Here is a 21,424-nt window from a genome sequence, read left to right as displayed (position 1 = left end):
TATCTCCTCTTTATGGGTGATTGCAGGTGCCTAATTAGGTGCCTGATTAATGATTGATAAGCTACGCTTACCAACATGAATCGCATGTTAATCTTATTACACCCCCACAGACTGAAGAAACCCATGTATGCCTGTCAGCACAATTTGAGATGCCATTGCAGCAAGAATGAGCCCAGTCACCTTACTTAATACATTGAGCCCTGTTTTGCCTAATATTCTCTCCATCCAAGTAGAAAGATGAAGACAAACCAATAGACTCACTAACGCTAATACCAAACCAATCAAGCCATAAGCGATATCAAGGCCATGCAGCTCAGCGCCATACACCAAAATTGTACCGATAGTCGCAGGGCCTATAATTGTGGGAATAGCTAAGGGAACAACAGATACATCATCACGCTGCTCAGAAGGCACCTCAGCGTTTGCTCTAACACCATCTCTTACCAAACTAATAGCAGAAAGAAACAGCAGGATCCCTGCACCAATACGAAATGAATCCAATGTTATTCCCAGTAATGCAAACAAGGCAGAACCAAAGAAAAACAGCACAAGACTAATGCACAAAGCAGCAAAGACTGCACGGTTAGCAATAGAACGCCTATCTGCTACCGAATCTGTACGTGTCAATGCCAAAAACATCGAGACAACAAAGAAAGGCGCAAACAGGAAAGCAAACTTAACCCAGGTAGACAGAATTAAAGCCATAACAAAGCATTCTCAATACATTAATTGCATTCGATATATACAAAAAAGCCGCCTATGAAGGCGGCTTTTTCACAGACACATCACTTTAGGCTATTTTCGCATCCAGCTTGCCAGCCTCATATGCATCCGCCATATTTTCCAACGATATTGCATTGATTTTTGATGCTTGACCTGCAGCACCAAAAGCTTCGTATCTAGCAGCTGAGATATCGCTCATCGCTTCAATAGTTTTCTTCAAGTATTTACGTGGATCAAATTCAGATGGGTTTTCAGCCAAGAAACGACGAATCGCACCCGTAGAAGCCAAACGTAAATCCGTATCAATATTGATTTTACGCACACCGTACTTGATACCTTCAACGATCTGCTCAACGGGCACACCGTAAGTTTCAGGCATATCACCACCGAACTCATTGATCACAGCCAACCACTCTTGTGGGACAGAAGATGAGCCATGCATAACCAAATGCGTACCCGGTATGCGCTGATGAATTGCTTTAATACGATCAATTGCCAGAATATCGTCGGTTGGTGGACGCGTAAATTTATATGCACCATGTGAAGTACCACACGCAATAGCCAAGGCATCAACATTTGTTTTGCTTACAAAATCAGCCGCTTCATCAGGATCAGTTAACATCTGATCCATTGAAAGCGTACCTTCAGCACCTACGCCATCTTCTTCACCGGCTTGCCCCGTTTCTAATGATCCCAAGCAGCCCAGCTCACCTTCAACTGAAACGCCACAGGCGTGAGCCATTTCAACAGTACGACGTGTTACATCAACGTTGTACTCATAGCTTGATGGTGTTTTGCCATCACTCATTAACGAACCATCCATCATGACTGACGAGAAACCCATCGCGATAGAGCGCTGACAAATATCAGGAGAAGTACCATGATCCTGATGCATACAAACAGGAATGTGTGGAAACTCAGCGATAGAAGCCAAAATCATATGACGCAGGAAGTTAGAGCCTGCATATTTGCGGGCGCCAGCAGAAGCCTGCACAATCACCGGAGAGTTGGTTTTATCTGCCGCTTCCATAATGGCACGCATCTGCTCCAAGTTATTCACATTGAATGCAGGGATTCCGTAACCATATTCAGCTGCATGATCCAGCAGCTGACGCATTGATATTAAAGCCATTGTGTTTCACCTATTTCTTTAATTTATTTTTCAGCTTAGCTATAAAAGATACAAAATAAGCAAAGCGCTTTACTGTGCTGCACGTGTTTCCAAAATTGCGACTGCGGGTAGTACTTTTCCTTCAACAAACTCAAGGAAAGCGCCACCACCCGTTGAGATATAGGATACTTTATCAGCAATCTCATATTTATCTACAGCAGCGAGTGTATCGCCCCCTCCTGCTATAGAGAATCCTGCACTTTCAGCAATGGCTAACGATAATGTTTTCGTACCACCAGCAAACTGATCAAACTCAAATACGCCAACAGGTCCATTCCAGATAATAGTACCCGCATCTTTAAGCGTACTGGCAAGTGCTTGGGCAGAGACAGGGCCGATATCCAGAATCATGTCATCTTCTGCCACATCATCGACAGACTTCACCGTTGCCGTTGCTGTTTCTGAAAACTCCGTTGCCACTACAACATCTACTGGTAGCGGAATGTTTACTTTTTTCATTAGCTCTTGAGCGACTGGAATTAAGTCATGTTCGCACAATGACTTACCTACCGGCTTACCCGCTGCTGCTAAGAATGTATTGGCAATACCGCCACCTACAATGAGCTGATCGACTTTATCAGACAGCGAGTTTAGCACTTCCAACTTAGTGGATACTTTTGAGCCACCCACAATAGCTACCAATGGAGGCGTAGGCTGCTTCAGTGCTTTACCCAATGCATCCAACTCATTGGCTAACAATGGGCCTGCGCATGCAACCTGGGCAAAACGAGCAACACCGTGAGTAGAAGCCTGAGCTCTATGTGCGGTGCCAAATGCATCCATTACATAGATATCACACAATCCTGCCATTTTTTGTGACAGTGCTTCATTATCTTTCTTCTCGCCGGTATTGAAGCGCACATTTTCCAGCAACACGAGCTCACCAGCAGCCACTTCAAAACCACCTTCAAGCCAATTTTTAACTAAAGGTACTTGGCGTGATAAAAGCTTACTAATATGTTCGGCAACAGGTGCTAGCGAATATTTTTCTTCATATTCACCTTCAGTAGGGCGCCCCAAATGAGACATCACCATTACTTGAGCGCCGGCCTTCAATGCAAACTCAATCGTTGGCAATGACGCACGAATACGGGCATCTGAGGTTACTTGTCCATCCTTAACAGGAACATTGAGATCTTCACGGATAAGTACGCGCTTTCCGTTCAAATCCAGGTCTGTCATCTTCAATACACTCATGATCGTGTCCTACTGACTATTTAGCTAATGGTTTAATTCGAAAAATTTACTCTATATTCTCTACAATCTTTGCCTTGGAAAACGCTGCTTACGTTAACTCACATCTTTTCCAGATAGGTATAGCCAATCCTGAGCTATATCCAACATACGATTCGCAAACCCCCACTCGTTATCAAACCAGCAGAGTAACTTGATCATCTTTTCGCCACTCACGCGTGTTTGCGTACCATCAACAATGGCGGAACGAGGGTCACGATTAAAATCAACTGAAGCGTGTGGCTCTTCGGTATAGCCCAACAAGCCTTTTAAATGCTGCGCAGAAGCATTTTTAAATATCTGATTCACCTCATCAGCAGAGGTTGGTTTAGATACATTAATACTCATATCCATAACAGATACGTTGATAGTCGGAACCCTCAAATGCAAACACTCAAAACGCCCTGCTAACTGAGGAAGTAAACGATCTATCCCCTTGCCTAAGCCAGTATCAACAGGAATGATCGATTGCATAGCGCTTCTTGTTAAACGCAGATCCGTTTGGTGATAGCTATCAATGACTGGCTGATCATTCATTGCAGAGTGAATCGTTGTGGTAACTCCACATACAATGTCCAGCTCCTTATCCAATAGATCCAGTACCGGAATAACACAATTGGTGGTACAAGACGCAGCCGAAACCACTGTCATGTCAGGCATAAGAAGCTGATGATTCAAACCATAAACAATGGTTGCATCTACATCAGGCATTGCAGGCTGAGAAAAAAGCAGCCTTTTGGCACCCGATTGCAAATGCTGCTCGGCTGTTTCTCGATCACTAAAAGAGCCGGAGCATTCGATCACAAGATCAATACCCATTTCACCCCAGGGAAGCAACGACGGGTCTGATTGATTAATGACTTTAATGCGGTCATTAGCGATGATCAGGCTTTCGCCATCGTGCTCTACGGGAAGAGGGAAACGACCATGTGTTGTGTCGTAGCGCGTCAGATATGTAACGGTTTCTATATCGGATAGTTCATTTAAAGCAACCACCTGCAACTGCTGCTGTAATCCATTCTCATAGATTGCCCGCAGGACACACTGTCCGATTCGACCGTAGCCATTAATCGCAATTCGAAAGCTCATCTAACTCGCTTATATATTTAGATAAAAAAAAGCCGGACAAGCGCCCGGCTTATAGCTTTTTACAGTACTGATTTTACTGTTGCTACAACGTTATCCACAGTAAATCCGAAGTGCTTAAACAGATCGCCAGCAGGTGCAGACTCACCAAAGGTAGTCATACCAACAATCCCGCCGTTTAAGCCGACATACTTGTACCAGAAATCCGCTTGCAACGCTTCAACAGCGACTCGCGCTGTCACTGCAGCAGGCAAAACTGATTCACGGTATGCCGCATCCTGACGGTCAAACACGCCCGTTTCTGGCATAGAGACTACGCGAACTTTCTTGCCTTCAGCAGTTAACGCTTCAGCCGCATCCATTGCTAGTCCTAATTCAGATCCCGTGGCAATCAAGATTGCATCAGGTTGACCATCCGTATCACGTAGGATATATCCTCCACGTGCAATGTTAGCAACCTGCTCAGGAGTACGCTGTTGATGAGGCAGATTCTGACGAGAGAACACCATAGCGGTAGGGCCATCAGCGCGCTCAAGTGCTGCTTTCCACGCGACAGCAGATTCAACAGCATCACCAGGGCGCCAGCAGCTCATATTCGGTGTATGACGCAGGTTAGAAACCTGTTCAACTGGTTGATGAGTAGGTCCGTCTTCACCCAAACCAATTGAGTCATGCGTGTAAACATGGATGACACGCTGTTTCATCAATGCAGCCATACGCAACGCATTACGAGCATATTCCATAAATACTAAGAAAGTAGCACCGTATGGAATAAAACCACCATGCAATGCTAAGCCATTCATCATGGCTGACATACCAAATTCACGTACGCCATAATATAAGTAGTTACCAGAAGCATCATCTTTACTAATGCCTTTAGCACCCGACCATAGTGTCAGGTTTGAACCCGCTAAATCAGCAGAGCCACCAAGCAGTTCTGGTAATAATGGACCATACGCATTCAGTGAGTTCTGTGACGCTTTACGTGAAGCAATCGTTTCACCTTTAGCAGCGATTTCTGCAATCCACGCATCAGCTTTTTCAGAGAAATCAGCTGGCAAGTCACCAGAAATACGACGTAACAAGTCAGCAGCTAGCTCTGGGAAAGCCGCATTATAAGCAGCAAAACGTGTATTCCAGTCATTTTCAGCACGCACACCCGCATCTTTTGCACTCCAGTCGGTGTAAATATCTTCTGGAACTTCAAATGCAGCATGAGGCCAGTTCAGACGCTCGCGTGTTAATGCGATTTCGTCATCGCCCAAAGGTGCGCCGTGGCAATCTTCTTTACCTTCTTTATTGGGAGAACCAAAACCAATCGTTGTTTTACAGCAGATCAATGTTGGACGATCAGTTGCTTCTTTAGCACGGGTAATAGCACTGCGGATCTGATCAGCATCATGCCCATCAACACCCGGGATAACCTGCCATCCGTATGCTTCAAAACGCTTAACGTTATCGTCGGTGTACCAACCTTCGACTTCCCCGTCGATAGAGATACCGTTGTCATCCCAAAAGACGATCAACTTACCTAAACCTAATGTGCCAGCGAGTGAACACGCTTCATGAGAAATACCTTCCATCATGCAACCATCGCCCATAAATGCATAGGTGTTATGGTCAATAATTTCGTGCCCTTCACGGTTAAACTGCGCAGCTAAGATTTTCTCAGCTGTAGCAAAACCTACGGCATTAGAAATACCCTGCCCTAATGGACCTGTGGTTGTCTCTACGCCTGGGCAATAACCATATTCTGGATGCCCTGCTGTCTTAGAATGAAGCTGACGGAAGTTTTTGATGTCATCAATTGATACATCGTAACCGGTCAAATGCAACAAAGAGTAGATCAACATAGACCCATGGCCGTTGGACAAAACGAAACGATCACGATCAAACCATTGCGGGTTAGCTGGGTTATGCTGCATAAAATCGTTCCAAAGCACTTCGGCAATATCAGCCATACCCATTGGTGCACCTGGGTGACCCGATTTTGCTTTTTGAACAGCATCCATACTTAAAGCGCGAATAGCATTGGCCAGTTCTCTACGAGAGGACATTCAATCAACTCCTGGGATTTTCCCAATTTAATGAAGCGAAGTATAAAAACAGGCCGCAATTTTCTCGCAGATACGGCTTCGCTTCAACGGTTAAACCCAATTTCGACGAAAACTGAAGGATTTTCATGTTAATTCATGAAATTTTCATGAAAAACCAGACCTAATATCATGCAATAAGTGCACAACAAAGCTAAAATACGTCATTAGTTCAAACCAGAGACGTTAGTGATCTTCCACACATGCTCTGAATTCCATCGTTTCATGAGAAACCGTTCTACATAGAAATGACTTTATTTAGTTAAATTAATTTCTATTAGACACTTCTTATAGATAGCTTTAATTGAGGATACAAACACGCGATGAGCGAATATAGCCTATTTACTTCTGAATCCGTGTCTGAAGGCCACCCAGACAAAATTGCCGACCAAATTTCAGACGCCGTTCTTGACGCCATTATCAGTGAAGATAAATATGCGCGTGTTGCCTGCGAAACACTGGTTAAAACAGGTGTAGCGATTGTTTCTGGAGAAATAACAACCTCCGCTTGGGTCGACCTTGAAGACATCGTACGTAACGTTATCTGCGATATCGGTTATACCTCTTCAGACGTTGGGTATGATGGAGCGACATGCGGTGTTATCAATATTATTGGTAAACAAGCACATGAAATTGCCCAAGGGGTAGATAGAGCGAAACCAGAAGACCAAGGCGCAGGCGATCAGGGGCTGATGTTTGGTTACGCCTCGAACGAAACTGATGTACTCATGCCAGCACCGATCACGTACTCTCATCGCTTGGTCGAGCGCCAAGCTGAAGTTCGAAAATCCGGCTTATTGCCTTGGTTGCGCCCTGATGCAAAATCACAAGTGACATTCCGTTATGAAAATGGCAAACCATCAGGCATCGATGCGGTTGTTCTATCAACTCAGCATAACGCCGATGTTTCCCAGTCCGATTTACGCGAAGCGGTCATGGAGCTTATCATCAAGCATGTTTTACCAGCAGAGTGGCTCACCAAAGAGACCAAATTCCACATCAACCCTACAGGCTCATTTGTTACCGGCGGCCCTGTAGGAGACTGCGGCCTGACTGGACGTAAAATTATTGTAGACACCTACGGCGGCATGGCGCGTCACGGTGGCGGTGCATTTTCGGGCAAAGACCCATCAAAAGTAGACCGCTCTGCCGCTTATGCTGGCCGTTATGTTGCTAAAAACATCGTCGCGGCAGGTTTAGCTGATCGTTGCGAGATCCAAGTATCATATGCAATCGGTGTTGCTGAACCTACATCAGTGTCTATCAATACTTTCGGAACGGGCAAAATATCTGATGAGAAGATTATCGGACTAATCAATCGCCACTTCGACCTGCGCCCACACGCAATTACTCGTATGCTCGACCTTTTACACCCTATGTACCAGGCGACAGCTGCTTACGGACACTTTGGACGCCTGCCTTATGAAATGTCCGTAAAGGATGACACCTTTACCGCATTTACGTGGGAACGCACCGATAAAGTAGCAGCCCTAAAAGCAGACGCGGGCATCTAAACACCACACACTGAAAAAGGGCGCTCTAGCGCCTTTTTTTGTTTCTATATTTGCCAAAAACTGGCATTTTTCACCTTTGTGTCCAAAACTCATATATCAACCATCCTTAGTATTACTATTCAGTTGTAACTCCCAATCGTAGGTATGGAGGTTTGAGGGTTAATGCGTTTACAAGACATCAGCATTCGCTGGAAACTGTTTATTCTAGTCGCACTGATAATGTTCAGTATTGCGGCAGTGTCTCTTATTGCACTCAAGTATTCACATGATGATTTAATTGACTCTCGTAAAAGCATTATCAAAAGCGTTGTCGATAGTGCCATTAGTCAATTAAAGCCTGTGCTATCTTCAGATAACCACACGCTTTCTGAAGAAGAAAAGCTCTCCTTTACAAAACAACTTGCACACACTCTTCGCTATGATGATAACAACTATATTTTTATTATCGATCTCGCTGGCATTAATATTGTTCACCCAATACTAACAAACATTAATGGACGTGATGCCAGCCTGCTCAAAGACCACAATGGCGACTACATCACACAACCAATACTAGAAGGCGTACGTCAAAAAGGAGAGGTATTTACAACCTACTTTTGGCCAAAATCAGAGGGCGCGACACCCACTCAAAAGCTTAGCTATGCGAAGCTCATCCCGGGTACCGACCTTATTGTGGGCTCAGGCATTTACCTTAATGATATTCAGCATACTTATTTTTCCCGCCACATAACCTTCGTACTGTTAGCTACTTTTGCAGGCCTCTTGGCATACCTTGTTTCAGGGCGTATCGCAAATAGCATCACAGCACCTACGGGCAGACTTGTCGACCAGATACAACGCCTTACATCAGGGTATATTACAGAAGAAATTACCGACAACGAGCGCCACGACGAAATTGGCAGCATTGCCAAAGCACTGGTGCACTTTCGCCAACAAACCATTGAAAATGAAGATCTCAAACAAGCCAGCATTCAAGCCCAGCACCTTGCCACTTACGACCCTGTCACTCACCTACTATCACGCAAAGCACTAGAGGATGAACTCGCTCGCCTTTTAGCCATTTTACCCAATGGCAAAAAGTGTGCAGTGATCACCATCAAGCTGCCTTTGCTTCGAGATATTCTGGCACAATGGGGAACAGATTATTGCAATATAATTTTGATAGACATTTCCAACCGAATAAAGAAAACACTTCATAGTGACGACCTACTGGCACGCTACAGTGATGACATTATTACTGTCATACGCCCAGAGTTGTCAGACCTTCGTGAAATAAACATTCTCATCAATGCAATTCAAACTGAGATCATGCGGCCTTCAACGGTTGAAGGTCAGCAACTATCTTTTCAATCGCGCGTAGGCATCAGTATTGCGCCCGATGACGCAGATCAAGAGTTAGCACTTTTAAGCCATGCAGAAGAAGCACTAAGCGAAGCACGCCGTCTTGAACTTGATTACATGTTTTTCAACCAGTTGAAAACCTTTGCATTAGATGAGCGACTAATTCTGTGGAAAGACATCCAGCAAGCCATCGAAGAAGATCAGTTCTACCTCGTATTTCAACCATTGCATGACTTACACACCAATAAAATCATCTCAGCTGAAGTGCTCTTGCGTTGGGAGCACCCTGAACGCGGCTTTATTTCACCCGCAACTTTTGTTGTATTTGCAGAACAAAGCGGGCTAGTGACTCGTTTAGATAACTGGGTTTTAAAAGCCGCGGCTAAGCAAATCAAGCAATGGAGGCAAATGGGCCTCGACGTTCCTCAGCTTGCCGTTAACCTTTCTGGTTTAACATTCATGCGTAGCGATCTTCAGCAGCTTATCCATGAAGCAACCGAAGAATACAACATCCCATTGGAGTCTTTAGAACTAGAGCTTACCGAGGGGGTGCTGATCGCCTCTTTAGAGATGCTACAAGAAAAAATCCAGACGGTACAACACATGGGCATTAGTATCTCAATTGACGATTTTGGTACGGGCTACTCTTCATTAAGCCGCATCCGTAACTTACAAATCAATAAGGTGAAGATAGATCAATCATTTATCCAGGATTTAGAAAACAGCAAAGGCGATAAAAAAATTGTAGAAGCCATTATTCACATGGCTCAAGGACTCAATGTAAAAGTAGTCGCGGAAGGAGTTGAAACTGTAGAGCAGCTAAACATCTTACGCTCGATTAACTGCGATATAGCACAAGGCTTCTTATTAAGCAGACCATTGAAAAACGAGAAGCTTATTGAACTGCTCGACAATCAAAATCTTATTATAGAAGTAGACTGAACCAAGGCGAACAATGGCATAATGTGTCTTTTTAATATCGGACCTTAATGGTATGCGTATACCTAGATTCTTTGAGCCTTGTGAATTACATACAGGGCAAACTTATTCGCTAAGTGATGCAACAACACAGCATGTATCCCGCGTGCTACGAATGAAAGCAGGTGACAACATCACCTTGTTTAACGGCTATGGTAGTGAGTTTCTTTGTACACTGGAACGCGTGGATAAACGTCATGTCGATGTAACCGTCATCTCTGAGCATTCACAATCACGCACTAGCCCATTACAAATTCATATTGGTCAAGCAATATCTCGTGGCGAACGAATGGATTACGCTATCCAAAAAGCCACTGAGCTAGGCATGCACTGCATGACACCACTGTTTACCGAACGCTGTGAGGTTCGCTTAAACAATGACCGCCAAGACAAGCGCACTAAACACTGGCAACAAGTAGCGATTAGCGCATGCGAGCAATCACTTCGGAATGAGCTTCCTGTTATCGCTCCTATCCAACCATTACAACAATGGTTAGACAATACTGAAGCTGATTTAAAGCTCGTGTTACACCATCATACAGAGCAACCACTTGAAGAGCTGGAGCGTCCCACCTCCATCGCGTTACTAATAGGCCCAGAAGGCGGTCTTAGCGAAGCAGAAGTAGAGATAGCTCTTGCCGCAGGCTTTAAACCAGTGGCATTTGGTCCTAGGGTAATGCGCACAGAAACCGCACCGGTTGCCGCGCAGGCCATATTACAGTATTTATGGGGCGACTTAAGTTAGGTTAACCCAGCACCATCTATTTAGATTAAACTCATCAGGCAAATGACCTAGAGGACAGCAGAGAATGACATTAAAAGTCGGTATTGTTATGGACCCCATTGATGGGATTAACTACAAAAAAGATAGTTCTCTTGCCATGCTATGGGCTGCTCAACAAAAAGGCTGGGAGTTATGGTACATGGAGCAAAAGCATCTGTTCCTGCATGACGGAAAAGCTAAAGCCAACATGGCGCCGTTAAGTGTTGCGATGGATCCTGATGCATTTTTTACGCGAGGCGAATACCAAGCTGAAGATCTTTCATCTCTCGATGTCATCTTAATGCGAAAAGACCCTCCATTTGATAACGAGTTCCTTTATACCACTCAGCTTTTAGCAATGGCTGAAGCACAAGGAACCATGATTGTTAACCGCACACAAAGCTTACGTGATTTTAACGAGAAGCTTTTTGCCACGCATTTTCCACAATGCTGCCCTCCACTTTTGGTTACATCAGATGAAACACTGCTGCGGGCATTTCATGCAGAGCATAAAGATGTCATTTTCAAACCACTCGACGGTATGGGTGGAGCATCCATCTTCAGAATCAAAGAAGATGGTGTGAACTTGGGCGTTATTATAGAAACGCTTACCGAGCACGGCAAACAGACGATTATGGCGCAGAAATATCTTCCTGAGATAGTAAACGGCGACAAACGTATATTGATCATTGATGGCGAAGCCATTCCTTACGCCTTAGCGCGCGTACCGATGGCAGGAGAAACCCGAGGCAACTTAGCAGCCGGAGGAAAAGGCGAAGGCCGCCCTCTGACAGATCGTGATCGCTGGATATGCGACCAGGTAAGTTCTACACTCAAAGAGAAAGGGTTATTATTTGTCGGGATAGATGTTATTGGTGATTACCTGACTGAAATTAATGTCACTAGCCCAACTTGTATTCGCGAGCTAGATAACCAATTTGGTTTAGATATTGGAATGCAGCTAATGAATGCCATCGAAGAGAAACGGAACAAGCCATAGTGTCTGGTGCTACTCAAAATATACCAGCAAGCTCTATTATCAGCGCAACTGACCGGTTGGGTTTTACGCTTTTTATGGCGGTTGCATTACATGCTGTACTTATTTTGGGTAGCTCATTCATCAGTCCATCTTCGACACCTGCGGTACAAACACTTGAAATAACACTCGCTCAATATGCTGTAGAGAAGCCTCCTGAAAAAACAGACTTTCTTGCACAAGCGAACCAACTTGCTAGCGGTACCGTTGAAGAGAAACGTTTACCATCAACAACTGAGCGATCAACGTTTCAAGACAATAAAATTCGCAATCAGTCCGCTCGCCCAACGCAGCCCACCAAACAGCCAGAACCCACACCAGAGGCTAGACAAGTACTAGAAAAACCTATAACCAATAAAGGTGACTCAAACCAAGCGGCTAAAAGTAAACGCAAGGTCGTGACAACGACTGCTGAAAAGAAGAAAAAAAAGGCATCGACAAAACCTCGTAAAAGCAAACCAACAGTAGCACAACCAAGAACCGGACAATCAACTTCCCTACTGGCTAAAAGCCTAGAAATTGCCAACCTTCAAGCACAAATAAAGATGCAACAAGAGCAGTTTGCTAAACGCCCTAAAACGCGCCGTTTATCCTCTGTTTCAACGACAATTCATGAAGATGCCATCTATCTTGATAATTGGCGCCGACGTATTGAGATGATAGGCAATATGAACTATCCAGAAGAAGCAAGACGCCAAAAACTGTATGGCACATTACGTGTACTTGTTGCGATTCTTCCTGACGGCGGTTTAAAAAGCATCGAAATTACGCAATCATCTGGCAGCAAAACTTTAGATGATGCTGCTATTCGCATCGTCAAACTGGCCTCCCCCTTTCAGCCGTTCAGTACTGAAATGAGAAAAAATACGGATGTTCTTGAGATCATTCGCAGCTGGAAATTTGAGAAAACCACACAACTGTACTAAACCTTAGTAGTCCGTTTTTCATTATATGTGGTTTTATCATGCTTAGTATTCAAACCTGTTTGCGCGACCACTTTTTAATCTCAATGCCTCACCTTGAAGATGAGACATTTGCACAAACAATTATCTATATTTGCGACCACAGTGAATACGGTGCTATGGGGCTTATTATCAATCGTCCCTTAAACTTTCACCTCGATAAAATGCTTTCTCATCTTGGCATAGCCAGTAGCAACACAGCCAGATCTATTCCAGTATATTCTGGTGGCCCAGTACAAAGTGACAGAGGCTTTGTGCTACATAAAAACTATTTAGGCAATCCTTGGCTTGCTACCCATGCGGTAACAGATGAGCTGTTTTTAACAACATCAATGGACATTCTTGAAGCAATTGCCTTAAACGATAATGCAGAAGCACTGATTACCTTAGGACATACAGGCTGGGGGCCGGGACAACTGGAACAAGAAATAACTGATAATGTATGGTTAAGCTGTCCAGCAAATTCGGATATAATGTTTCACAAACCCGCTGAAGAAAGATTGCAAGCAGCAGCTACCATTTTGGGGGTTAATTTAAATTTAATGACGACCCACACTGGGCATGCCTGACTTAAACCTGAGAACCCTGAATTCTAATAACTATGACCCAACCCAACCAACAAGTGCTCGCATTTGATTTTGGAACACGCCGCATAGGCATAGCCACAGGCCAACCAACGACAGAAACAACATTAGCATTACCCCCCATTCTGGCTCGAGATGGAACCCCTGACTGGCCTGCATTAGACAACACCATCAAAGAGTGGCAACCCGCAACATTAGTTGTCGGTATACCCTTAAATATGGATGGCAGCATCAGCGAAATGTCACGCCGAGCACGCCGCTTTGCCAATCGTATTCAAGACCGCTACCAACTCCCCTGTTATCTTGTAGATGAGCGACTTTCAACGGCTGAAGCAAAAGAAGTGCATTTCGCTCAGGGCGGAGGTACTAATTTTCGTAAAGAATCTGTCGATGGCATCGCTGCACAAATAATTCTTGAAAGCTGGTTTAGCAGCACATCGCGCATTCCAAGCCACACACGATTGGAGAACTTTTATGGTATCGGGAACACTGAGTGTTGAATCCCTACTCGACAAAATGCTTTCTGAGCTTAAAACACTCTTAATACACCGCCAAATAGATGCCCCACTAATTATAGGTATTCGCACCGGTGGTATCTGGATTGCAGAGAGGCTTCATACAGAACTTGCATTAGAAAGCCCTATAGGCACACTAGACATTTCGTTTTATCGTGATGACTTTTCTCAAATTGGTTTACACCCAAAAGTTCAAGCATCTCATATCCCTTTCGCTACAGAGGGACGCGATATAGTACTGGTGGACGATGTCATCATGAGCGGGCGAACCATTCGCGCAGCACTGAATGAGCTATTCGATTACGGCCGTCCATCATCTGTTACCTTAGTGACCTTATTGGATCTGCAACGCAGGCAATTACCGATTCAGGCTGATGTATACGGCAGCACTTTATCTTTAGGCCCAAACCAACAAGTTAAACTGACCGGACCCAACCCTCTGGAACTGGAAATCAGCCAAAAAGACTAACCCGAGCTGGAGCACAGCATGTTTGAAATTACCGACCCGAACAACATTCAGCTAAACAGCGAGGGCCAACTTAAGCACTTCATCACCACCGAAGGGCTTTCCAGAGAACTCCTGACAGAAATTATTGATACTGCCGACTCATTTGTAGACATGAACGCTCAGCAGGTCAAAAAAGTGCCTTTACTGCGTGGAAAAACGGTTGTTAACCTGTTTTTTGAATCAAGTACACGGACATTAAGTACGTTTGAGTTAGCGGCTAAGCGACTCTCTGCCGATGTGCTTAACCTGAATATCAGCACCTCATCTACTTCAAAAGGTGAAACGCTCAAAGACACGCTACAGACATTAGAAGCGATGCATTCAGACATGTTTGTTGTTCGCCATTCAGATAGCGGAGCAGCACACTTTATTGCAGAGCATGTTACACCTAACGTTGCTGTGATAAACGCAGGTGATGGGCGCCACGCTCACCCTACGCAAGCCATGCTAGATATGCTGACTATAAAGCGCCATAAAGGAGATTTTTCACCCTTAGTGGTCACCATTATTGGTGATATTTTGCATTCACGTGTCGCACGCTCACAAATTCATGCACTGCGCACGTTAGGTGCAGCCGAAATACGTGTAGTTGCACCTAATACCTTACTGCCACGTAACATTGAAGCACTTGGAGTCAAGGTATTCACTAGCATGGAATCTGGCCTTAAAGATGCTGATGTGGTTATCATGCTGCGCTTACAAAAAGAACGCATGAAAAGCGCGCTATTACCGAGCGAATCAGAATTCTATAAGTTGTTCGGGTTAACCAACGAAAAGCTTCAACACGCCAAACCTGATGCTGTCGTCATGCACCCCGGCCCCATCAACCGAGGCGTAGAAATTGAATCAGCTGTCGCAGATGGCCCACAGTCATTAATTCTTGACCAGGTAACTAATGGCATTGCTGTCAGAATGGCGGTTATGTCGATGTCGATGTCAGGCCAAATGACTGAAAAAAATCTGAAGACGGAGGCATAATCAGCATGCTAATCATAAAAAATGGACGTCTAATAGACCCCCAAAATAACCACGATAAAGTCTGCGACCTATACATCCAAAACGGCAAAGTTATCTCTATTGGTCAAGCACCAACAGGTTTTTCAGCAAACAAAACCATCGATGCTAGCGGCCACATTGTCATACCTGGCTTAATAGACATGTGTGCACATGTTCGCGAACCTGGCTACACACAGAAAGCAACAATAGCTAGCGAAACGGCTGCCGCCGTGGCAGGTGGTATAACCACCATGATAACGCCACCTACAACTAAACCTGTCGTGGATAACCCTGCCGTTGCTGAATTGATCATTGATCGTGCCGAAGCAACAGGGCTTGCCAATGTAATGCCTGTTGGCGCATTAACACAAGGGCTACAAGGGGAGCAGCTAGCACCCATGCATGCTCTTAGCCGCTCAGGTTGTGTGGCGTTCAGTAATGCCCGAGAAAGCATCCCTAGTGCATTGGTATTATTACGTTGCCTTGAATACGCTGCCACCCATGATTTTTTGGTCATTTTTCAACCGCAAAATCACGACTTAACTGGTGAAGGCTGTATGCACGATGATACAACCTGTACCCGACTAGGACTAACCGGCATTCCTGAAACTGCCGAAACAATCGAAGTGGCTCGCTGCTTACTACTTGTTGAACAAACGGGTGTTCGCGCGCACTTTGGCCAACTATCAGCAGAGCGCTCAGTAAGAATGGTAACGGATGCGCGCAAACGTGGCCTTAACGTCACTGCCGATGTTTCCATACACCACTTACTCTTAACGGATATGAACGTAAATGGCTTCAACAGCATGTTTCATGTTATTCCACCACTAAGAAGCCAACTCGATCGTGCCGGTTTGCGACACGGCTTAGTTACCGATGGTATTCAAGCAATTTGCTCTGACCACCAACCACACGACCCTGCCGCCAAGCAAGCGCCATTCGCAGCTACAGAACCCGGAATTTCTGGGCTCGAGACTTTGCTTCCTCTAGGTTTAATGCTTGTAGAACAAGAGCTCCTCTCTTTACCACAACTCATAGAGAAACTAACCGCTGCTCCTGCCGCTATTCTAGAACTAAACAAAGGCTCATTAGGTATTGGTTGTGATGCGGATATTTGCATCTTTAACCCTGAAACCCAATGGCAATTAAACTCTGATAACTGCGTATCTGCTGGCCACAACTCACCATTTATGAACACCCCTCTCAAAGGTAAGGTTACACACACTTTGATAAAGGGCGAAATGGTCTATCAGGCATAACAGACACAAAAAAACCGAACTCTATTGATATACAGTTCGGTTTTTTTATACGTTAATCCGTATTACATTTTGCCAATTTCCATTTCACCAGACACATTCATAAAGTCTTCTTCTTCCTGCAAAAACAGCGAATCAGTATCATCTTGCATACTTAATCCAGGGTTTGTATCCGCACTTAACTTAATCATCAGACGTAAATCATTCGCTGAGTCAGCATGCGCTAACGCAGTGTCATAATTAATAGCTTCTTCTTTATAAAGCTCAAACAACGCCTGATCAAATGTTTGCATCCCTAAGTTAGTCGACTTTTTCATGACCTCTTTAATTTCATGGATATCACCTTTACGGATTAAATCCTGAATTAATGGCGTGCAAATCATTACTTCTATTGCCGCACGACGCCCTTTACCATCCTTTGTAGGCAGTAATTGCTGGGCAACAATCGCTTTTAAGTTAAGCGACAACTCCATCCAGAGCTGGTCATGATGTTCTGGCGGGAAAAAACTTACAACTCTATCAAGGGCCTGGTTAGCATTATTTGCATGTAAAGTGGCCATACAAAGATGCCCAGTTTCTGCAAACGCCAATCCGTATTTCATCAATTCTTGAGTTCGAATCTCACCCATCAGAATAACATCAGGGGCTTGTCTTAAGGTATTCCTTAACGCCACTTCAAATGAGTCCGTATCGATGCCCACTTCACGCTGAGTCACAATGCTCTCTTTATGCTCATGAATATACTCAATCGGGTCTTCTATCGTGATGATGTGTCCACGGCTATGCCGGTTACGATAGTCGATCATCGACGCCAGCGATGTTGATTTACCCGTTGATGTACCACCAACAAATAAGATCAAACCACGCTTAGACATGGAAAGGTCTTTCATTACGGGAGGAAGGTTTAACTCTTCAAAGCTAGGAATAGTCGCATTAATTCGTCGAAGCACCATGCCTGGTGAGTTACGCTGAAAGTAAGCACTTACACGAAAACGCCCCAAACCTGGCGCGCTAATAGCAAAATTACATTCATGTGTACTTTCATATTCGGATATTTGCTTATCCGTCATCGTCGAATACACTAACGAGCGCGCCTGAGATGGTTTCAACGGATCCTTTGTTAATGGCTTCAGCGTGCCATCAACCTTAATACTCGGTCGAGCCCCTGCCGAGACAAACAGATCTGACGCTCCGCGCTCAATCATTACTTTAAGAAGCTGAGTAAACTCCACGCTGCAACTCTCCTTTTAAAAACTATAATCGCGTTAACATAATAAAATCACGATTTTAGAAACCTTGTGGGTTTTTGGCTTTATCGCGAGCCGTTTCTCTTGATATCAGGCCTTTTTGAACAAGCTCTGTCAGGGATTGATCTAATGTTTTCATTCCATGCGAAGCACCCGTTTGAATCGCGGAGTACATCTGCGCGACTTTATCTTCACGAATCAAGTTTCGAACAGCAGGAGTTCCCATCATGATTTCATGCGCGGCAACACGCCCCCCATTAACTTTTTTAAGCAATGTTTGGGAGATAACACCTTGCAAAGACTCTGATAGCATTGAACGCACCATATCTTTTTCAGCCGCAGGGAACACATCGATAATACGGTCAATCGTCTTCGCAGCAGATGTTGTATGCAAGGTACCAAACACAAGGTGACCCGTTTCCGCAGCAGTCAATGCCAAACGTATGGTTTCTAGATCTCGCATCTCACCCACAAGGATAATGTCAGGATCCTCACGTAACGCTGAACGTAATGCATTAGCAAAACTCTGCGTATCTCTGTGTACTTCACGCTGATTCACTAAGCATTTTTTGCTTTCATGTACAAACTCAATAGGATCTTCAATCGTCAAGATATGATCGGAGCGCACTTCATTAACATAATCAACCATCGCTGCCAATGTTGTACTCTTACCTGAACCGGTAGGTCCTGTTACGAGTACTAAACCTCGTGCCTGCATTGATAAGTCTTGGAAAACTTTTCCCATTCCCAGCTCGTCCATTGTCAGAACTTTACTTGGAATAGTACGAAAAACAGCTGCAGCTCCGCGGTTCTGATTAAAAGCATTGACACGAAAACGTGCTAACCCAGGGACTTCAAAAGAAAAATCCGCTTCAAACCTATCTTCAAAATCTTTACGGATTTTATCGTTCATGATGTCATAAATAAGCGTCTGAACTTGCTTCTGCTCTAACGCTGGCAGCTTAATGCGCCGTACATCTCCATCAACACGAATAACTGGCGGCATGCCTGCCGTTATATGCAGGTCGGAAGCGCCCTGCTGAACTGTAAACGAAAGAAGTTCTGTAATATCCATAATGTATTTACTCAGGGCTTACTTAAATTCACCAGTTACTTCAGAATAGACACATATCTCTAATCTGAAGAACTCTTAATAACCATATGTCTAGCATAGCAGAGAACTTAAAAAGTGTTGGCCAGCGGATAAATCAAGCGGCTCATCACGCTCATCGCTCGCCTGAAGAAATAACGCTTCTTGCCGTTAGTAAAACACGCTCACCAGATGAATTACGTGAACTCTATCAGCACGGCCAACGGCACTTTGGTGAAAATTATCTCCAAGAGTTTCTTGATAAAAAAGAAACACTCAATGATTTGGCGATAATCTGGCACTTTATAGGTCCAATTCAATCCAATAAAACACGTGCAATAGCTGAGAATTTTGACTGGGTACATAGTGTAGATCGCTTAAAAATAGCGCAAAGACTTTCAGAGCAAAGACCAAACCACCTGCCACCTCTTAACATTTGTTTACAAATAAACATAAGCGGTGAAACTAGTAAGTCAGGATGCTTACCTAATGAGGCTGAAGCATTACTACAGCAAGTTGCCAATTTACCTCGATTGTCAGTTCGCGGGCTCATGGCAATACCCGAAGCAACAGACGACAAAGCGAAACAACAAGCAGCATTGGCGAAGATGCAATCTATTTTCATCTCGCTAAAACACACACACCCTGAGCTCGACACTCTATCAATGGGGATGTCTGGTGATATGCAGATTGCGATTCAGGAAGGTGCTACTATGGTACGCATTGGTACAGCTTTATTCGGCCCTCGCCAATACCCTAATTCCAAAAAACCTACTTAATTTCTGCAGGTATTAATTGTGAGTCAACACCCTACTCTTGCCTTCATCGGTGCTGGAAATATGGCACGCGCTATCATCGGTGGTTTAATCAGCAATGGTTTTCCTGCTGACAAAATTCGAGCTAGCTCTCCTACTGTAAGCAAATTAGCAGACTTAGCGTCTCAGGGACTATTCGTTAGCGCTAACAATAACGAAGCCATGCTATCTGCTGATATCGTTGTATTAGCGGTTAAGCCACAAATGTTCAAAGCTGTATTACAGCCACTCGCCATTACAGCCGCTAAAAACAAACCACTTTTCATTTCTGTAGCGGCTGGCATTACTTCAGATAGCATTAATCAATGGCTTGGAGGCAACCAAGCTATCGTCCGCTGTATGCCTAATACACCGGCCTTGGTAAAAATGGGAGCCAATGGTTTATACGCCAATTCACACGTTAGCCAAGCACAACGCGACCAAGCTGAAAGGGTTTTATCAGCGACAGGCCTTACATTATGGGTAGAACAAGAAGAGCAGTTGCACGCCGTAACGGCTGTCTCAGGTTCAGGGCCTGCTTATTACTTCCTATTCATGGAAGCGATGATTACAGCCGCTCAAAAGCAAGGTTTAACGAAGGAAGTAGCAACCCAACTTACACTACAAACCGCTCGCGGGGCGGCTGAGATGGCTCTTCTAAGTGATATTGATCCGGCAGAATTAAGACGCAGAGTTTGTTCTCCCAACGGCACAACAGAGCAAGCAGTTTTCTCTTTTCAAGCTAACCATCTAGACACTTTGGTCGACAACGCTATGCAAGCATGCGCTAGCAGATCGATAGAAATGGCTAAAGAACTAGGCGACGACTGAACCCTATCTTTCAACCGTGCCGATTAGTAGAGATTTATATGCTAGCGACTATTGCTTCATAAGTCTTATTGATAGCATGGTTTAATGGTTCTTTCATTTTCAGAAAGACACTATACTGCCATAAACTATTACTTGATTAGGAACTGATCCAACCATGGGACAAGATCCGATTATTCTCATCATCAGAACACTTGGTGAACTGTTTATATTTATTTTGTTGATGCGTTTTTTACTACAGCTAGCGCGAGCAGATTATTACAACCCGATATCTCAATCGATAGTACGCCTAACGCAGCCGATGCTCGCACCACTACAAAAAATCCTGCCTAAAGCGGGCCGTATGGACCTTTCGCCTTTAGCTGTCGCGCTCATTGTGAAGCTTGGGATTTTTGCTGCTTTGATCATGATGGCAGGAGGTAACGTCCAAGCTGATATTGTCAGCCTTGTGATTTATGCCGTTGTAGGTTTACTAGATAGTATCCTAAACATCTATTTTTGGGCCGTTATTGGCTCAGTTATTATTAGCTGGGTTGCTCCAGGCAGCTACCATCCTGCACCACAGCTTATCGGGCAAATAACTGAACCGCTGTTTAAGCTAGCTCAAAAAGTGATTCCCCCCTTGGGAGGCTTAGACCTGTCACCTATTCTAATTTTTCTGACAATACAAATAATCCAATCACAATTAGCACGTTTGGTGATGTGA

The 21,424-nt window shown here is 44.4% G+C and carries 20 protein-coding genes; 13 read left to right on the top strand and 7 right to left on the bottom strand.

Annotated elements, in window-relative coordinates; all coding sequences use genetic code 11:
- Positions 1 to 96: 96 nt before the first annotated feature.
- The 5 genes from NEJAP_RS01520 to tkt all read right to left on the bottom strand — a co-directional run bounded on the left by NEJAP_RS01520 (position 97) and on the right by tkt (position 6,270).
- Positions 97 to 705: a MarC family protein gene (locus NEJAP_RS01520; protein WP_201348976.1), complete on the bottom strand. Its 609-nt coding sequence runs from the start codon at positions 703 to 705 to the stop codon at positions 97 to 99.
- 85 nt (positions 706 to 790) lie between these two features.
- Positions 791 to 1,855: a class II fructose-bisphosphate aldolase gene (gene fba / locus NEJAP_RS01515; RefSeq protein WP_201348975.1), complete on the bottom strand. Its 1,065-nt coding sequence runs from the start codon at positions 1,853 to 1,855 to the stop codon at positions 791 to 793.
- Between the two features lie 69 nt (positions 1,856 to 1,924).
- The gene (locus NEJAP_RS01510; RefSeq protein WP_201348974.1) at positions 1,925 to 3,091 is read right to left on the bottom strand and encodes a phosphoglycerate kinase; all 1,167 of its coding nucleotides are present in this window, start codon (positions 3,089 to 3,091) and stop codon (positions 1,925 to 1,927) included.
- Positions 3,092 to 3,184: 93 nt separating this feature from the next.
- Positions 3,185 to 4,216 (bottom strand): type I glyceraldehyde-3-phosphate dehydrogenase, encoded by a 1,032-nt coding sequence (locus tag NEJAP_RS01505; RefSeq protein WP_201348973.1) that lies wholly within the window; start codon positions 4,214 to 4,216, stop codon positions 3,185 to 3,187.
- 59 nt (positions 4,217 to 4,275) lie between these two features.
- Positions 4,276 to 6,270 carry a transketolase gene (gene tkt / locus NEJAP_RS01500; protein WP_201348972.1) on the bottom strand — a complete coding sequence of 665 codons (1,995 nt, stop codon included), beginning with the start codon at positions 6,268 to 6,270 and terminating at the stop codon, positions 4,276 to 4,278.
- A gap of 359 nt (positions 6,271 to 6,629) precedes the next feature.
- On the opposite strand from tkt, the gene metK reads away from it, so the two are divergent.
- From metK to NEJAP_RS01450, 10 genes are all read left to right on the top strand, one after another.
- The gene (gene metK / locus NEJAP_RS01495) at positions 6,630 to 7,820 is read left to right on the top strand and encodes a methionine adenosyltransferase (RefSeq protein ID WP_201348971.1); all 1,191 of its coding nucleotides are present in this window, start codon (positions 6,630 to 6,632) and stop codon (positions 7,818 to 7,820) included.
- A 162-nt stretch (positions 7,821 to 7,982) separates the two neighbouring features.
- Positions 7,983 to 10,103, top strand: coding sequence for an EAL domain-containing protein (locus NEJAP_RS01490; RefSeq protein ID WP_201348970.1), 2,121 nt, complete (start codon positions 7,983 to 7,985; stop codon positions 10,101 to 10,103).
- Between the two features lie 52 nt (positions 10,104 to 10,155).
- On the top strand, positions 10,156 to 10,884 hold the full coding sequence (locus NEJAP_RS01485) for a 16S rRNA (uracil(1498)-N(3))-methyltransferase (protein WP_201348969.1): 729 nt from the start codon (positions 10,156 to 10,158) through the stop codon (positions 10,882 to 10,884).
- 64 nt (positions 10,885 to 10,948) lie between these two features.
- Entirely contained in the window at positions 10,949 to 11,902 is a 954-nt protein-coding gene (gene gshB, locus NEJAP_RS01480) for a glutathione synthase (RefSeq protein ID WP_036550780.1), read from the top strand.
- Complete coding sequence (locus tag NEJAP_RS01475; protein WP_236591022.1) at positions 11,902 to 12,864, top strand: energy transducer TonB; 963 nt, start codon at positions 11,902 to 11,904, stop codon at positions 12,862 to 12,864. The genes gshB and NEJAP_RS01475 overlap by 1 nt, the downstream gene beginning before the upstream one ends.
- A 38-nt stretch (positions 12,865 to 12,902) precedes the next feature.
- Complete coding sequence (locus NEJAP_RS01470) at positions 12,903 to 13,469, top strand: YqgE/AlgH family protein (RefSeq protein ID WP_201348968.1); 567 nt, start codon at positions 12,903 to 12,905, stop codon at positions 13,467 to 13,469.
- A 32-nt stretch (positions 13,470 to 13,501) separates the two neighbouring features.
- Entirely contained in the window at positions 13,502 to 13,984 is a 483-nt protein-coding gene (gene ruvX / locus NEJAP_RS01465) for a Holliday junction resolvase RuvX (RefSeq protein ID WP_201348967.1), read from the top strand.
- Positions 13,959 to 14,468: a bifunctional pyr operon transcriptional regulator/uracil phosphoribosyltransferase PyrR gene (gene pyrR / locus NEJAP_RS01460; protein WP_201348966.1), complete on the top strand. Its 510-nt coding sequence runs from the start codon at positions 13,959 to 13,961 to the stop codon at positions 14,466 to 14,468. Before ruvX ends, pyrR begins: the two co-directional genes overlap by 26 nt.
- Before the next feature lie 18 nt (positions 14,469 to 14,486).
- Positions 14,487 to 15,485 carry an aspartate carbamoyltransferase catalytic subunit gene (locus NEJAP_RS01455; RefSeq protein WP_201348965.1) on the top strand — a complete coding sequence of 333 codons (999 nt, stop codon included), beginning with the start codon at positions 14,487 to 14,489 and terminating at the stop codon, positions 15,483 to 15,485.
- Positions 15,486 to 15,490: 5 nt separating this feature from the next.
- Positions 15,491 to 16,762, top strand: a complete 1,272-nt coding sequence (locus NEJAP_RS01450) for a dihydroorotase (protein WP_201348964.1) — start codon at positions 15,491 to 15,493, stop codon at positions 16,760 to 16,762.
- A gap of 62 nt (positions 16,763 to 16,824) precedes the next feature.
- Here the strand turns inward: NEJAP_RS01450 and NEJAP_RS01445 are convergent, their stop codons facing one another.
- Entirely contained in the window at positions 16,825 to 17,991 is a 1,167-nt protein-coding gene (locus NEJAP_RS01445; protein WP_201348963.1) for a PilT/PilU family type 4a pilus ATPase, read from the bottom strand.
- Positions 17,992 to 18,046: 55 nt separating this feature from the next.
- Positions 18,047 to 19,081, bottom strand: a complete 1,035-nt coding sequence (locus tag NEJAP_RS01440; protein WP_201348962.1) for a type IV pilus twitching motility protein PilT — start codon at positions 19,079 to 19,081, stop codon at positions 18,047 to 18,049.
- Positions 19,082 to 19,167: 86 nt separating this feature from the next.
- Here NEJAP_RS01440 and NEJAP_RS01435 point away from each other — a divergent pair, with 86 nt between their 5' ends.
- The 3 genes from NEJAP_RS01435 (at position 19,168) to NEJAP_RS01425 (ending at position 21,424) form a co-directional block, all read left to right on the top strand.
- Complete coding sequence (locus NEJAP_RS01435) at positions 19,168 to 19,875, top strand: YggS family pyridoxal phosphate-dependent enzyme (protein ID WP_201348961.1); 708 nt, start codon at positions 19,168 to 19,170, stop codon at positions 19,873 to 19,875.
- Between the two features lie 18 nt (positions 19,876 to 19,893).
- Positions 19,894 to 20,721, top strand: coding sequence for a pyrroline-5-carboxylate reductase (proC, locus tag NEJAP_RS01430; protein ID WP_201348960.1), 828 nt, complete (start codon positions 19,894 to 19,896; stop codon positions 20,719 to 20,721).
- Positions 20,722 to 20,875: 154 nt separating this feature from the next.
- Positions 20,876 to 21,424, top strand: a complete 549-nt coding sequence (locus NEJAP_RS01425; RefSeq protein ID WP_201348959.1) for a YggT family protein — start codon at positions 20,876 to 20,878, stop codon at positions 21,422 to 21,424.

The organism is Neptunomonas japonica JAMM 1380 (assembly GCF_016592555.1).
In the GTDB taxonomy this organism is placed as follows: domain Bacteria; phylum Pseudomonadota; class Gammaproteobacteria; order Pseudomonadales; family Balneatricaceae; genus Neptunomonas; species Neptunomonas japonica_A.
This window is presented reverse-complemented; position numbering and strand designations above follow the sequence as displayed.